The organism is Acidovorax sp. GW823-FHT01C06, from assembly GCF_058798375.1.
The window spans coordinates 200,632-216,060 of record NZ_JBXAKN010000002.1 but is presented as its reverse complement, the minus strand read 5'-3'; the positions used below and the strand labels follow the sequence as shown (position 1 = coordinate 216,060).

Here is a 15,429-nt window from a genome sequence, read left to right as displayed (position 1 = left end):
GCTCCCGACGCTGCAGGTTGTAAGTAAAAAGTCAGTGTCTTGCCGGACCGCACCTGCCGGGCAGAACCCTCGCCATGGGGCCTGCCGAGACGGCCAGGGCGGCAAAAAGCGCGATGGCGGCAGGGCGGGTGCCTCGCCCTGGACGGAGGCGGCGCGCATGCGCTGGCCTGGTGCGCCAGAAGGCATAGGCGTTTATACATAGGCATTAGTCCCAGTATCTACCGCAGGGTAGGGGGGCATACGATGCACTGCGACAAAAACGCACGCATGAAGTCCTTGCCGCAAGGCTTCTTCCCCCAGCACCCAACGGAGCGACCCAGGCGCAATGAGCGACGTCATTCTTGAAACCCACAGCCTGACCAAAGAGTTCAAGGGCTTCACCGCCGTCAGCGATGTGAACCTGGCCGTGCGCCGGGGTTCCATCCATGCGCTGATCGGTCCCAATGGCGCAGGCAAGACCACATGCTTCAACCTGCTGACAAAATTCCTCACGCCCACGTCGGGCACCATCCGCTTCAACGGGCACGACATCACCCGTGAGCAGCCCGCGCAGATCGCCCGGCGCGGCGTCATCCGCTCGTTCCAGATCTCGGCCGTGTTCCCGCACCTCACGCTGATGGAGAACGTGCGCCTGGGCCTGCAGCGCAAGCTGGGCACCTCATTTCACTTCTGGCGCAGCGAGCGCACCCTGCACCAGCTGGACGACCGGGCCATGCAGCTGCTGACCGAGGTGGGCCTGGAGGACCTGGCCGACGAGGTCACCGTGAACCTGCCGTACGGCCGCAAGCGCGCGCTGGAGATCGCCACCACGCTGGCCATGGAGCCCGAACTCATGCTGCTGGACGAACCCACGCAGGGCATGGGCCACGAGGACGTGGACCGCGTCACCCAGCTCATCAAGAAAGTCTCGGCCGGCCGCACCATCCTGATGGTGGAACACAACATGAAGGTGGTCTCCACCATCGCCGACCGCATCACGGTGCTGCAGCGCGGCGCCGTGCTGGCCGAAGGCCCGTATGCCGAGGTGTCCAACAACCCGCAAGTGATGGAAGCCTACATGGGCACCACCGATGGCCAACTGCAGGGAGCACATTGAGATGGCGACCACCGCATCCAAGACCCCTGCCCTTGAAATCAGCAACCTCGAGGCCTGGTACGGCGAGTCGCACGTGCTGCATGGCGTGGACATCGTCGTGCAACCCGGCGAGGTGGTCACGCTGCTGGGGCGCAACGGCGCGGGCCGCACCACCACCATGCGCGCGATCATGGGGCTGACCGGCGCGCGCAAGGGCTCGGTCAAGATCAACGGCGTCGAGACGATCCACATGCCCACGCACCGCATCGCCCACCTGGGCGTGGGCTACTGCCCGGAAGAGCGCGGCATCTTCTCCAGCCTGTCGTGCGAGGAAAACCTGCTGCTGCCGCCGGCGCTGAAGACCGGCACTCCCGGCATGTCGGTGCAGGAGATCTACGCCATGTTTCCCAACCTGGCCGAACGCAGGAACAGCCAGGGCACGCGCCTGTCGGGCGGCGAGCAGCAGATGCTGGCCGTGGCCCGCATCCTGCGCACGGGGGCCAACCTGCTGCTGCTGGACGAGATTTCCGAAGGCCTGGCGCCTGTCATCGTGCAGGCGCTGGCCCGCATGATCACCATGCTGCGCGAAAAGGGCTACACGGTGGTCATGGTGGAGCAGAACTTCCGCTTCGCCGCGCCGCTGGCCGACCGCTTCTACGTCATGGAGCACGGCCGCATCGTCGAGAAGTTCGGTGCGTCCGAGCTTGAGGCAAAGATGCCCGTGCTCACCGAACTGCTGGGCGTCTGAGCTGTCCAGGTGACCTCTTTCCCGTTTTCTTCCACCACACCCACAGGAGACAATCCATGAAGAACAAACTCAAAGTGCTGGCATTGATGCTGGGCGCAGCGGGCCTGGCCACCTCGGCCGCGCACGCGCAGGACAAGGTCAAGATCGGCTTCATCACCGACATGTCCAGCCTGTACGCCGACGTGGAGGGCAAGAACGGGGCTGTGGCCATCCAGATGGCCATCGACGACTTCGGCGGCAAGGTGCTGGGCATGCCCATCGAGCTGCTCACCGCGGACCACCAGAACAAGGCCGACATCGCGGCGTCCAAGGCGCGCGAGTGGATCGACACCCAGGGCCTGACCATGCTGTTTGGCGGCACCAATTCCGGCACGGCCCTCGCGTCCGCCAAGGTGGCCGCCGAGAAGAAGCGCGTGTACATCAACAATGGCGCCGCATCCTCCGCACTGACCAACGAGCAATGCAGTCCCTACACGGTGCACTACGCCTACGACACCGTGGCGCTGGCCAAGGGCACGGGTTCGGCCATCGTGGACACCGGGGGCAAGTCGTGGTACTTCCTCACCGCCGACTATGCATTCGGCCATGCGCTGGAGGCCGACACCAGCACGGTGGTCAAGGCCAAGGGCGGCACCGTGGTGGGCACCGTGCGCCATCCGCTCAACGCGTCGGACTTCTCGTCGTTCCTGTTGCAGGCACAGAACTCCAAGGCGCAGATCCTGGGCCTGGCCAATGCCGGTGGCGACACCATCAACGCCATCAAGGCCGCCAAGGAATTCGGCATCGGCAAGAGCATGAAGCTCGCGGGCCTGCTGATCTTCATCAGCGACGTGCACAGCCTGGGGCTGCGCAACACCGAAGGCCTGCAGTTCACCACCAGCTGGTACTGGGACCTGAACGACGACACGCGCAAGTTCGCCGCACGCTTCTTTGAAAAGACCAAGCGCATGCCCGGCGAGATCCAGGCCGCCGACTACTCCGCCACCATGAACTACCTCAAGGCCGTGGAAGCGGCCAAGAGCATCGATGCCGACAAGGTCATGACAGCCTGGCGCGGCATGAAGATGAACGACTTCTTCGCGTCTGGCCAGCTGCGTCCCGATGGCCGCTACGTGCACGACATGTACCTCATGGAAGTGAAGAAGCCCGCCGAATCCACCAAGCCATGGGACTACTACAAGCTCATCAAGAAGCTGCCGGGCGACACGGTGTTCACCACCAAGGCAGAGAGCAAGTGCGCGCTCTGGAAGTAAACCGCTGAGAAAGAAGGCCCCGGGTGCGCGTGCGCGCGCCCAGGGCCGGTCCGGTGGCCCGCAGGGGCCTGCCCGACACCTCCTTTCCTCCCGACCTGAACCGTTCACCCCCACCTGCAGCTGCCTCCCATGGAAATCTTTGGTGTCTCATTGCCGGGCCTGTTGAGCCAGCTCCTCCTGGGGCTGGTCAACGGCTCGTTCTATGCCATTCTCAGCCTGGGGCTGGCCGTGATCTTCGGCCTGCTCAACGTCATCAACTTCGCCCACGGGGCGCTGTTCATGACGGGAGCCCTGATGACCTGGATGGCGATGAATTACTTCGGCATCAACTACTGGTGGATGCTGGTGCTGGCGCCGCTGGCGGTGGGGTTGTTCGGGGTGCTGATCGAGCGCCTGCTGCTGCGCTGGATCTACAAGCTCGATCACCTGTACGGCCTGCTGCTCACGCTGGGCCTCACGCTGCTGATCGAGGGGGTGTTCCGCTCGATCTATGGCGTCTCCGGACTGGGGTATGACACGCCCGAGCTGCTGGAGGGCGCGACCAACCTGGGTTTCATGATCATGCCCAACTACCGCGCCTGGGTGGTGGTGGCCTCGGTGGTCGTGTGCCTGGCCACCTGGTACGTGATCGAGAAGACCAAGCTCGGCGCGTACCTGCGCGCCGGCACCGAGAACCCGCGCCTGGTGGAGGCTTTCGGCATCAACGTGCCGGTGATGGTGACGCTGACCTATGCCTTCGGTGCCGCGCTGGCCGCGTTTGCCGGCGTGCTGGCGGCGCCGGTCTATCAGGTCACGCCGCTCATGGGGCAGAACCTCATCATCGTGGTCTTCGCCGTGGTGGTGATTGGCGGCATGGGCTCCATCATGGGCTCCATCCTCACCGGGCTGGGCCTGGGTGTCATCGAGGGCTTCACCAAGGTGTTCTACCCCGAAGCGTCTTCCACTGTGGTGTTCGTCATCATGGTCATCGTTCTCCTCATCCGCCCCGCCGGCCTGTTCGGCAAAGAAAAATAAGGGGCCGTCCGCATGAATACCAAGAACCTTGCCTCCATCGGCTACGGCCTGCTGCTGCTGGCCCTGATCGCCGCGCCCTTCCTTGGCGCCTATCCCGTCTTCGTGATGAAGCTGATGTGCTTCGCGCTGTTCGCTTCCGCGTTCAACCTGCTGCTGGGCTACACCGGCCTGCTGTCATTCGGCCATGCCGCCTTCCTGGGGGGCGCCGCCTACGTGGCCGGCCACGCCATCAAGGTCTGGGGCCTCACGCCCGAGATCGGCCTGCTGCTGGGCACGGCCGGTGGTGCGCTGCTGGGCCTGCTGTTCGGCTGGCTGGCCATCCGCCGCCAGGGCATCTACTTCTCGATGATCACGCTGGCATTGGCGCAGATGTTGTTCTTCGCCTGCCTGCAGGCGCCGTTCACCGGGGGCGAGGACGGGCTGCAGGGCGTGCCGCGCGGCAAGCTGTTTGGCATCATCAGCCTGCAGAGCGACCTGGTCATGTACTACGTGGCGCTGGTGATCGTGGTGCTGGCGTTCCTCGTCATCGTGCGCACCATCCATTCGCCGTTCGGCCAGGTGCTCAAGGGCATCAAGGAGAACGAGCCTCGCGCCATCTCGCTGGGCTACGACACGCACCGCTTCAAGCTGCTGGCCTTCGTGCTGTCGGCGGCGCTGGCAGGCCTTGCCGGTTCGCTCAAGACGCTGGTGCTGGGTTTCGCCACGCTGTCCGACGTGCACTGGACGGCTTCGGGCCAGGTCATCCTGATGACGCTCGTGGGGGGGTTGGGCACCCTGTCGGGCCCGCTGATCGGCTCGGCCGTGGTGGTGTTGCTGGAGAACAAGATCGGCGAATTCGGCAACCTGCTCGCTGCGCTGACCAGCGTGGAGTGGTTCAAGACCCTGGGCGAATCCGTCACCATGGTCACGGGGCTGATCTTCGTCGTCTGCGTGCTCGCCTTCCGCCGCGGCATCATGGGCGAGATCATCGCGTGGCTGGCGCAGCGCCGCTCGGGCAACTCCGCCAAGCACTGAGGCGATACGGCCGCCTGTGGCGGCCCTCCCATCCCCAGCCGCTGCCGCCGTCACAGGCGCAGCGGTTTTGCATATCCGGTCATCTCCAGGTAGCCCCGGCCCACGGGCAGGCCTGCGTGGTCCACCAGCTCGGACAAGCCTTCCCAGTAGATCGCGCCCGTCGATCCGCTGCTGTCCAGCTCCTGGTTGTCCAGCACGGTGCGCACTTCAAATGCGCCAGCGGGTGTTTGCACCCGCCATTGCACCGGATAGCGCGCGCCGCTGCGCGGGCTGCTCCACCACCGCTGCGGCGTGAACACCACGGACCGTGCGTCGAATGCCTGCACGGGCTGCCCTGGCGCGCGCAGCGATCCCCCCGCCCACAGCGCCGAGCCATCGGCACGCCGCAGGCGGAACGCGGTGAGCGCGCTGCCATCGTGCAGGTTCATCCCGATCCAGTCCCAGCCCTGGGCTTCGGGGTGCAGCAGGGCCTCGCTCCATTCGTGGTCCATCCAGGCGCGGCCGGTGCCGGGTGTGACATCCATGCGGCGGCCCCCCACCGTCAGGTGGCCGCTGACCGCCAGCTGCGGCTGGCTGTAGTAGTAGCTGGCCTGCGCCGCGTCAGGCCCCTTGCGCGACAGGCCTTGCTGGCCCTGCAGCAGCACGGGCTGGGTGCTGTCGAACTGCAGCTCCAGGCCGAATTCACTGCCTGCGATCCGCGCCGTGTAGCGGCTGAGCGCCAGGTGGGGCTTGCCGTGCGCCATGTCGCTGCGCTCCAGCGTCCAGTCCTGCAGCCGGATGCGGGTATCGGCCTCGCTGGCCTGCGCCACGCCAAAACCCGTGCGTGCGATGCGCTGGTCGTGCACCAGACGCTGGCCCTGCACGTCCGTGACGGCGGCATGCGCGAACAGCAGCTGCTTGGCGGCAAACGCGGACTCCAGTGGCTGCGTGGCGTCCACGCGTGACCGAAAGAACGTGAGCTGAAATCCCCAGGGCTGGCCCCGCACCTGCACATACCCCGTGATGTACCACCACTCGGTGCGCAGCTCCGGGTGGCTGCCATGGTCACGCGGAAAGGCCAGCGTGCGGGCCGGAAGGGCGGATGCCGGACCGGGCAGCCAGCCCGCCGCCCCTCCCGCCAGCGCCATGCCCAGCGGCAGCTGCCTGGCCAGCCACTGGCGGCGCGTGGCAGCGGGGCCGGTGGATGGCCCGGCAGGGCCCGGGGACAGGGCGGTGGAGGGCATGGTGCAGTGCGTGGCTGGCATCAGCCGATCAGGCCATCTACCTTCTGCTGCGCTGCCGAGCAATCGCCGAACGTGCGGTCCACCCATTCGGTGTCGAAATACGTGGGTAAATACCGCTCGCCCGCATCACACAGCAGCGACAGGATGGAGCCGCGCTCGCCCCGCCCGCGCATCTCGCTGGCCAGCGTGAGCATGGCCACAAAGTTGGTGCCGGTGGAGGGCCCCACGCGCCGCCCCAGTAGCTGCGACAGTGCGCGCATGGCGGCAATGGATTCGCAGTCCGTCACATCGACCATGCGGTCCACCAGCGTGCGGATGAAACTGGGCTCCACCCGTGGGCGCCCAATGCCTTCAATGCGGGATCCTGGCGCCGTCAGCTGCGCATCGCCCGTGCGGTGGTAGGCACTGAACACCGAACCCGCCGGGTCGGCCACGCACACCTGCGTGGCATGGCGCTGGTAGCGTACATAGCGGCCAATGGTGGCGCTGGTGCCGCCCGTGCCCGCGCCCACCACAATCCAGCGCGGTACCGAGTGCGGCTCGCGCTCCATCTGCGTGAACATGCTCTCGGCAATGTTGTTGTTGCCGCGCCAGTCTGTCGCGCGCTCGGCATAGGTGAACTGGTCCATGTAGTGGCCGCCCGTCTCCTCGGCAATCGCATGGGCCGCCTCATACACCGCTCCCGCGCTGTCCACAAAATGGCAACGCCCGCCATGGAACTCGATCTGCGCGACCTTCTCGGGCGAGGTGCTGCGCGGCATCACCGCCACAAACGGCAGCCCCAGCAGCCGCGCAAAGTAGGCTTCGCTCACCGCAGTGGAGCCGCTGGACGACTCGACGATGGTCGAGCCTTCACGCACCCAGCCGTTGCACAGTGCATACAAGAAAAGCGACCGCGCCAGCCGGTGCTTCAGGCTGCCCGTGGGGTGGGTGGATTCGTCCTTGAGGTACAGGTCAATGCCATGCGCGGCAAACGCGGGCAGCCGCAGCGGGATCAGGTGCGTGTCGGCGCTGCGCTGGTAGTCGGCTTCGATGCGGGCGATGGCTTCGTGGAGCCAGCGGGAAGGAGGGGAGAGAGTCTGCATGCGAGCATTGTCGCAGCGCCTCCAGCCTGGGCCGCAGAGATGGTCACGGACCGTAGAAAACCTGATTTGCTTCGATGCGTTGGGCTTGGTCCGCCGGGTATCGGCGCTCGGCCAGCAGCCGCTGCAGCGCAGCACGACCCAGGTCTCGGTGGGGGGTGTAGAAGGCGCTGACGGCCAGCTCATCCAGTGCACGCCATGTGTACACCTGTGTATCCACAAAAAGAATGTCCGCAGGTTGCGGAATCTGTGACGCCTGCAGGGCAAACACGGTGGCCAGTGCATGTTCGGCCCGTTCGCGGTGATAGCGGGCCAGTTCGCAAAGGGGCTCAGCCCTCTGCGGGCGAGCCGCGTAGGCCGCCAGATAAGCATCGCGCACGGTGGCGGGTGGGGCCTGGTTGCGCTCATGCAGCACGGCGATCTGGAACAGGGCATACCAGCGCTCTTCGTCCCATCCCCCCATGTCGACCCGGCGCTGGTACCACAGCAGGCTGGGCTCGATCTTCCCGGCATCGCGGCAGCTCTGGGCAAGGTAGAACACATTGCGCGTGTTCGTGGGGTCGTCCCGCACGGCCTGTTCCAGCAGCGCCATGTCACGCAGATAGGTCTCGGGGTCGCGCGCGCGGGCGCCATCGTGAGACACATGGATGACCGGTCCCTGCAGCGTCTGCCAGGGGCCGTGCTGCGCGGCGGTCAGGTACTCGTGCAGCACACCCTCCCAGCGCCAGCCGATGCGGGTGGCCACCAGGCTGTTGCGCTGATATTCCCAGCCGTCCATGTGGCAGGTCAGGGTGTATCCATCGGCCGTGAGTTCGGGCCAGGTGAACTGCGGCGGTACACGCAGCTGCTCATCGGCATCGATGAACAGCAGATAGGCCCCATGGGGGCGCGCCAGTTCGAGCGCCTCGTTGCGGTTGTGCGCGAAGTTCTTCCAGGGCCGTTCGTGCAGCGTGCCAGGCACGTCCTGCATGAACGCGCGGATGAGGTCCTGCGTGCCGTCGGTGGAGCCCGTGTCCACAATGACCCAGTGGTCCACCCAGGGCTTGACCGAGCCGAGGCACCGGGCGATGACCGGGGCCTCGTTCTTCACGATCATGTTCAGGCAGATGCGGCTCATGGGCTCAGGGCGCCGGATGCAAATCAGGTTTCAGCGTCGTGCAAGACCGGGGTGTGCCGGGGGCTGCGACCGTTGTTGACAACGCTGCAGCCTGGGCGCACGTCATCGGCTGCTCGGGCGTAGCGTCCACCAGGGCGGATGGCCCGGTGAAAGCGCGTTAGCTTCGCAAGTGCCGCGCGCTGGGCTGAGGGCCGCGCCGGCGTGCACCCAGCGCGAAACCCCCCAGCAGCAGGGACAGCAGAAGGAGGCCATAGGTGTCCAGCGTAGGGATGCTGGCCGCCCCGGTGACGACGGGCCCAAAACTCACGGTGGGTGGAATGACGCTTCCGCTGGGATTTTGCAAGGTTGCGCCTGGGGCGAGCGTGATCACCGCCGTGCCTGGGCCCGAGGGGGCCAATATGACGGGAGACCCCGGAGTTCCGAGTGTGACGGAGCCCGTCACGGTGATGTTGGTACCCACGGGCAGCACAAAGGTGGCGGGGGCGCCCGTGGTGCTGATGAACACCAGATTCCGCACCACGATGTTCCCGCTCAACTGGAACTGGGTTCCTGGAGCGCAGATGTCCGACACGACGATCGTGCTCGTGCCAAGGTTGGTGGGAGCGGTGGCGGCGAGATCGCCGCTCACGTTCAAAGTGCTGCCTGTGCCCGACACCGTCGAGCCGATGTCAAGTGTCAGGCTACCGGTGGTCAGGGTGCCGGTGCCCAGAATCAGGTCGCCCTGGTTGGTGGTGGCCAGGCAGGAAAAGTCGATGTCCCCTGCGGAAAGGTCAATCGAGCTCCCGGGAGGAATGTTGACTTGCCCCCAGGCGGACGATAGCAGCATCGATGCTGCCAAAACGAGGCCTGCAGGCCAGCGGCCTCCGAAATTCGCCATGCTATTTTTCCCTTTGCGAGCAGGCCCTGCGGGGCCTGACAGTGTATTTGTTTGGTCTGGATGTCTGCGGCGGGCTGACCCCGCATGCCCGGACGCGCTGGATCATCGCCAATCGCCAGGGCCGATGCAACATAATTTAACCCAAGTGAGCAAAAGTTGCTTTCTCTCAAGGGCTCCAAGCCTAGTGGGAGGCGCTGGGTTTCCGTTGTCTACCAGTCTTCCTTCACCGCCAGAACGGCATCCCTTCCCGCCGCGGCGCGTCCAGCGAGCCACGCCGTGAGGGTGCCGGATGCGGCCACGGCCATGCACAGGGCGCCCAGCCGTCCCACCGGAACCGCCAGGTCCATGGTCCAGTGAAAGCTCTGCGGGTTGACCACGTGCACCAGGACCACCGACACGGCCAGGCCCAGCAGCAGGCCCGCGATCGCGCCCACACCCGTCCAGGCGGCGCCTTCGCCGGCCACCACGGCCAGGATCTGGCGGCGCGTGAGGCCCAGGTGCGCGAGCAGGCCGAACTCCTTGCGGCGCGCCAGGATCTGGGCGCTGAAGCTGGCGGCCACGCCAAAGAGCCCGATGCCGATCGCCACCGCCTGCAGCCAATAGGTGACCGCGAAGCTGCGGTCGAAGATGCGCAGCGAGCGCGCGCGGATCGTGCCGGAGGAGACGAACTCCACCAGCGCCGCCGGCTGCAAGTCAGCCAGGGGCGCGGCGTCCGCCGCACCCGCCCTCCGGGGTTCGCCGGCATGCGCCGCGGCCACGGCCTGGATGGATTCCTGCAGGGCCTGCAGATCGGCCCCTTCGCGGGGCCACAGGGCCAGATCGCTGGTGCGGGCATCACCGGTCAGGCGCAGCCAGACCGCACGGTCCATCACCACTGCGCCCGATTGCCGGGCATAGTCGCGCCAGACGCCTGCTATATAAAAGATAGCTTCCTGCGCTTTATCACCAAGGGCGGGAGGGCTGAAAGCCCTGGAGAGGGCTGGCCATTCCATGCCCGGGCGCATGCCATACAGGTCCACCACCGCCTCGCTCACGTACACCCCGGTGTGCCCCGCGGGCACAGGCAGCGCATCGCCCACCAGGGGCAGCTGGCGCGCGGGATCATTGCCCAGCGGGCGGCTGATGACCATGAGCGCGGGACGGGCGGCATCGAGCTGCAGCGGACTGGCCCGCAGGGGTTGAACGCGCTCCAGCCCGGGCAGCTGGGCGACCGCCTCCGCAAAGCCGGCGGGCAGCAGCGCGGCGTCGCTGCCCGGGGCGTTGATGGCCGGGCGCACATACAGGGGCGAGGGCAGCACCGCGTCCAGCCACTGCGTGACCGAGCCGCGAAAGCTCGACACCATCACCGTCAGTGCGACCGCCAGGCTCAGGCTGGCCACCACGCCCCCCACGGCGATGGCCGCCGTGCCGCGCATGCGCCGCGCACGCTCCACCGCCAGCAGTGGCAGGGCATGGCGTGCGGCCAGCGGCTGCAGGCGGCGCAGCAGCCAGGCCATGCCCCAGGGCAGCAGGGCAATGCCGCCGACGAGCAGCAGGCCGATGGCCGCATAGGCCGCCAGCGGTATGCCAAAAACAGGTGGCGCCATGGCCAGCAACGCACCCGTTGCGGTCAAGATGAGTCCCATCGCGCCATTGGCGGATTGCCGGGATGCCGTGCCCAGGCCCTTGAGCGTCTGCGCGGGCGGCAGCGCCTGCGCGGCACGCGCGGGCCACCAGCCGCCCACCAGCGCGGCCACCACGCCCAGGGCGCCATAGGCCAGGGCCGCCGGGGCGCTCCATTGCAGCGCGGGCTGCACGCCCGCGAAGTAGCCGCCGCCCAGGTCGCCGCCCAGCAGCCGCAGCGCGGCGGCGGCCAGGGCCGAGCCCAGTGCGATGCCGGCGGCGCTGCCTACCAGCCCCAGCGTGGCCGACTCGGCCAGGACCAGCCACAGGCGCTGGCGCGGCGTTGCGCCCAGCACGGCCAGCAGCGCGAACTGCGGCGCGCGCTGCGCCACGCTGAGCGCCAGCACCGAGAACACCAGGAACGCCCCCGTGAACAGCGCCACCAGCGCCAGCACGGTGAGGTTCACCCGGTAGGCGCGCGAGAGGTTGCCGATGCGCTGGGCCGCGTCGCCTGGCTGGGCGAACACCACATCGGCGGGCCAGCCCGGCAGGGCGCGCACGGCCTGCTCCCAGGCGCTGCGGTCCGTGCCGGGCTGCAGCTGGATGTCGATGCGGCTCAACTGCCCCGTGCGGCCAAACAGGTCCTGCGCGGCGCCGATGTCCATCACCGCCAGGGGGGCGCCGCCGGCCGCCACCGTACCGGCCACGTGCACCGTCCACTGCCGCAGGCCGGCCTGCAGCAACAGCCGCGGCGCAGGGCCGGTGGGGATTGCTGGCAGCCCCAGCGCCTGGAGCGCGGCGGCGTTGAGGAACACCGTGGCGGGGGCGAAGACCGCGAAGCGATCGGCGCCCGGCCACGGCCGGGGCATCAGCGCGGGCGCCATCGTGGGCACCAGCAGCGCATCGGCGCCCAGCACCCGCAGCGGCGTGCCGGGCGGCGGGGGCGCTGGCGGCGCTTCGGCATCCTGCCGCACGGCGGCCCGTGCCACCGCCGCCAGCTCCAGCAGCGGACTGGCCCGCGCCACCTGAGGATGGGTGGCGAGCTGCCCGTACAACGCCTCGGGCAGGCTGCCCTGCATGGCGCGCAGCTCCAGGTCGGGCTGGCCGTTGACCGCCCGCACCGCCTGCGAGAACTCGTCCAGCGCGGACGCATTGATCACATGCACCGCAAAGGCCAGCGCCACGCCCAGCATCACCGCAGTCACGGCCGCGGCGCTGCGCCAGGGATGGTGGCGCAGATCCTGCCAGGAGAAGGTGCGAAGCAGTGCGAGCATGAGGGGATTGTGCGGCCCCTAGCAAAAGCGCCCTGTCATTGGGACACTTTAAAAGAGGTCGTGGCGGATCAGGCTGAGCGCCGCTTGCCCGCCGCCTCGCGCACGCCCAGCTGACGGGACAGGGAGTGAATAAAACGGGCTCCAGCGCCTGTCCTTGTTACGCTGGAAGCTATTGGTCTAGTAGCAATTGGGTGGCTCGATCATTCTGCGAGCCGCAGCGCTTCGATGAGCCCCGCCACGTTGCTCACGCAGAGCTTGTCATAGACCGCCCGGATCTGAGTGCGCACCGTGGCAGGCGAGCGCTTGAGCATGGCGGCGATCTCCTTGTGCGTGTTTCCCCGGGCTGCTAGCTGCGCCACCGTGAACTCCCGCGGCGTCAGCGCATCGGCCGCGCAGCGCGGGCGGCTTTGCAGGAATAGCAATTGGTGCTCCACCCGCAGCGCCACTACCTGGCTGCGCCCCATGAAGCGGGCGGCTCCTTGCTGAAAAGACTTCATCACCCCTGCCGGAAGCGCATGGCCGCGCCAGCCCTCCCACTCGGCGCACAGGGCCTGCTCGAACGCCGGGTCCGCGTGGTAGAGCACGCCGCGCAGGTCGGCGATGGCAGCGCCGCGCGCGACCTGGCCCGGCGCCCCCGCCGCCTGGCTCAGGTGCGTGAGCCGGTTCAGCTCCAGCGCCTGCTGCACGTGCGGCATCAGGCTCGCAAGCAGTGCGCGCTCCGTCTCGGTGCAGTAGGCGCGGTCATTGGCGCGGAACAGCGTCAGCCAGCGGGTGAAGCGGGTTTGGGAGTGCAGGACTGCGCCAATGAAAAAGTGCGCCTGTCCAAAGCGCTTGCCATGCGCGCGCAGGGGCTTCTGTGCAGGAGCACCAAACCACGAGTCAGTGTGAAACGCCAACGCGGATGCGGGCTCCTGCGCGGCCAGCGCTGCGGCGGTGTCCAGGTGCTTGATCTCCTCATAGGCCTGCAGCATCTCGGGCGGCTGGCAGTGCAGGTGGAGTGTGTGCACGTCGATGCCCGCAGAGGTCAGTGTGGCTGAACCCCACATCGACGAATCGAACGGCAAAACCGGTTTGACCAGTTCCAGCGCTGCGTCCTGGAAGCGATCAAGCGGCAGTTCGTGAGACAGGCGGTACAGGTGCAGCAGCAGTTTGTTATAGCTGTCAGGGGCGGGCATGGCGGATAGAGCCTAGTCGAATTTGTATCAAAAATACTGCATTTGCATGATTTTGTTTTTTGCATCCCAAGAATATTGTTGGATGTCTATTCAATAAGAGAGGAACAACCCCATGCAGACTTCATCCAAATTCACCGCGGTGGACGGCCCACACCGCGCGCAGCGGTTGGCCCTGCTGGTCGGGCTGGTGGCGTCCCTACATGCCTGCGGCGGAGGTGGCGGAAGCGACTCCCCCGCGGCTCCGTCGCCTGCCGTGCCGCAGTATTCAGCGGTCTATTTCACTGACAAGGCCTCGATGGTGGCCTTTATAGAGAGCAATCCGGACGGAACGGGGTTCGTGAGCTACCGCAACGCTGCTGGCGTGGTGTCGCATGTGGACTATTTGGCAAAGGACAAGACCATTTACCATTTTTCATGGCCTAAAGAGAACGAGATGGTCATGCAGTTCGATGGTCTGACGATTGCCATGGACCTCCGTGGGCAACTCCGGTATTACTCCATTGTTGGCCGCGATGGCAGCGTGGTCACTGGCTCCCTGCCCATAGAGAAGTCTCTTCAGAAATGGGGGATTTTTGGCCAGAAGTGCCTGGATAACAACCCCGTGGAAGAGTCAGAGAAACCTATCTGGGGAAAAGTGATCGATTTCAAGTGTTCGGTGGCGGAGGTCATGGCGGAAGCGACTCCGGCAGCGGAGTTTTTCGGATACCTGGCCGGCAAAGGTTCCAAGGTTGTCGAAAGATTGGGGGAAACTGGTGCTGCATTCGTTCAGAAAGGAAAGGACTTCTTTGCATCAAATGAGCTGCAAAACGCTGCAGAACGTCTGGTATCCCTGCCACGCCAGGAAATGGGCACATCCACTCAGATCATCAAGACCCCAATCCTGGCGAATGGTGGAAATTCTGCTGACCTGCCGCGCGACCAGATAGCTGCGACGATTGGCGACCTGAGCAGGAATCCCAAGGCGCCATCTGCCAACGGTGTGGTGGACTGGACGCAGGTCAAGCCTGCAGGCACGGGTACCGCACCCGCGCCGAGCCCCCCGCCATCACCAGCCCCCAGCCCCGCTCCCACCCCCGCACCAAGTCCCACTCCCGTTCCCAGTCCGGCGCCTGCGTTTCTGCATGCGGGCACCTACAAAGTCTCCGGTGGTGGCGTGGCCGTAACGTTCCCGGTGGATGGCAATGGCAATATCGGCCAATGCTCGGCGGGCACGCTGATCACGTGCTCTGGCAAGGTGGCCATCAGCGGCGATTTCACCCTCAAAGGCAGTGATGGGGACGGCACCCATGCGACGCTGAACGGCAAAATCGGGGCGAATGGCGGTGTCACGGGTAGCTTCACGGGCACCTCGGATGGCGAGGCCATCAGCGGCAACTTCACGGGCAGCCGCGTATCGTCTCCAGCGCCTGTTCCTACGCCAGGCACCGACACGGGTACACCGGGGAACCGTTCCACGGGCACCATTCTGGTAGCGGTTAAAGGCGTTGACACGCCCCGAAAAGTGTCGACCCAATCCACGTTGCCTGGCGACCCACAATTCAGATCGCTCTGTGGCAAGACACTGAGCTACGCTGGCGAGGCCAATGGCGACACGCAGATGACTTTCAAATGCCCTTCGGGAGCGATAGGGACGGGCGAGCATAAAGATGGGAAGCAACGTAGCATTTTTGTATGGGGCTACGTGGTCACGGACGGTGGCAACCTGGTTGTGAAGTCATACCGCGACTGGGACGACAACACCTATGCCAACCAGTTCTTCAGCCAACAGCATGCCGGTATCTTGGCGGCGCAGCTGTACTACCGGTATACAGAGGGAGACAGGAAAGGGGAAAGCTATACCGCGTATGCCGGGGAAAGTGGCACGGGGGGTACCTACCTAGCACCGAAATACTACTTTGGTCGATGACGCGTGTGGCATGCCGCTTGTTGCGGATGAATGGTGTGGACTGGGCTGCCGAAGTATCTGTCGATACGG

At 66.1% G+C, this 15,429-nt stretch carries 12 protein-coding genes; 6 read left to right on the top strand and 6 right to left on the bottom strand.

What is annotated here, in order from left to right; translation table 11 throughout:
• Positions 1-325: 325 nt before the first annotated feature.
• The 5 genes from AC1RCS_RS06520 (at position 326) to AC1RCS_RS06500 (ending at position 5,104) form a co-directional block, all read left to right on the top strand.
• Positions 326-1,096, top strand: a complete 771-nt coding sequence (locus tag AC1RCS_RS06520) for an ABC transporter ATP-binding protein (RefSeq protein ID WP_218295502.1) — start codon at positions 326-328, stop codon at positions 1,094-1,096.
• A gap of 1 nt (position 1,097) precedes the next feature.
• The gene (locus tag AC1RCS_RS06515; RefSeq protein WP_218340166.1) at positions 1,098-1,823 is read left to right on the top strand and encodes an ABC transporter ATP-binding protein; all 726 of its coding nucleotides are present in this window, start codon (positions 1,098-1,100) and stop codon (positions 1,821-1,823) included.
• A 56-nt stretch (positions 1,824-1,879) separates the two neighbouring features.
• The gene (locus tag AC1RCS_RS06510) at positions 1,880-3,076 is read left to right on the top strand and encodes an ABC transporter substrate-binding protein (protein ID WP_218295500.1); all 1,197 of its coding nucleotides are present in this window, start codon (positions 1,880-1,882) and stop codon (positions 3,074-3,076) included.
• A gap of 129 nt (positions 3,077-3,205) precedes the next feature.
• On the top strand, positions 3,206-4,090 hold the full coding sequence (locus AC1RCS_RS06505; RefSeq protein WP_218295499.1) for a branched-chain amino acid ABC transporter permease: 885 nt from the start codon (positions 3,206-3,208) through the stop codon (positions 4,088-4,090).
• A gap of 12 nt (positions 4,091-4,102) precedes the next feature.
• Positions 4,103-5,104: a branched-chain amino acid ABC transporter permease gene (locus AC1RCS_RS06500; protein ID WP_218295498.1), complete on the top strand. Its 1,002-nt coding sequence runs from the start codon at positions 4,103-4,105 to the stop codon at positions 5,102-5,104.
• A 50-nt stretch (positions 5,105-5,154) separates the two neighbouring features.
• Here AC1RCS_RS06500 and AC1RCS_RS06495 read toward each other — a convergent pair whose 3' ends face one another.
• The 6 genes from AC1RCS_RS06495 to AC1RCS_RS06470 all read right to left on the bottom strand — a co-directional run bounded on the left by AC1RCS_RS06495 (position 5,155) and on the right by AC1RCS_RS06470 (position 13,454).
• Entirely contained in the window at positions 5,155-6,327 is a 1,173-nt protein-coding gene (locus tag AC1RCS_RS06495; RefSeq protein ID WP_492244094.1) for a lipocalin-like domain-containing protein, read from the bottom strand.
• A gap of 20 nt (positions 6,328-6,347) precedes the next feature.
• Complete coding sequence (locus AC1RCS_RS06490; RefSeq protein WP_492244093.1) at positions 6,348-7,412, bottom strand: PLP-dependent cysteine synthase family protein; 1,065 nt, start codon at positions 7,410-7,412, stop codon at positions 6,348-6,350.
• Between the two features lie 43 nt (positions 7,413-7,455).
• A complete protein-coding gene (locus AC1RCS_RS06485; RefSeq protein ID WP_369642951.1) occupies positions 7,456-8,526 on the bottom strand; it encodes a tetratricopeptide repeat-containing glycosyltransferase in 1,071 nt (356 codons plus the stop codon).
• 157 nt (positions 8,527-8,683) lie between these two features.
• Entirely contained in the window at positions 8,684-9,403 is a 720-nt protein-coding gene (locus tag AC1RCS_RS06480) for an IPTL-CTERM sorting domain-containing protein (RefSeq protein ID WP_492244092.1), read from the bottom strand.
• 209 nt (positions 9,404-9,612) lie between these two features.
• A complete protein-coding gene (locus AC1RCS_RS06475; RefSeq protein WP_492244091.1) occupies positions 9,613-12,279 on the bottom strand; it encodes an ABC transporter permease in 2,667 nt (888 codons plus the stop codon).
• Between the two features lie 200 nt (positions 12,280-12,479).
• Positions 12,480-13,454 carry a helix-turn-helix transcriptional regulator gene (locus tag AC1RCS_RS06470; RefSeq protein ID WP_492244090.1) on the bottom strand — a complete coding sequence of 325 codons (975 nt, stop codon included), beginning with the start codon at positions 13,452-13,454 and terminating at the stop codon, positions 12,480-12,482.
• A 112-nt stretch (positions 13,455-13,566) separates the two neighbouring features.
• Between AC1RCS_RS06470 and AC1RCS_RS06465 the strand changes: the two genes are divergently transcribed.
• Positions 13,567-15,360 carry a hypothetical protein gene (locus AC1RCS_RS06465; RefSeq protein ID WP_492244089.1) on the top strand — a complete coding sequence of 598 codons (1,794 nt, stop codon included), beginning with the start codon at positions 13,567-13,569 and terminating at the stop codon, positions 15,358-15,360.
• Positions 15,361-15,429 lie beyond the last annotated feature (69 nt).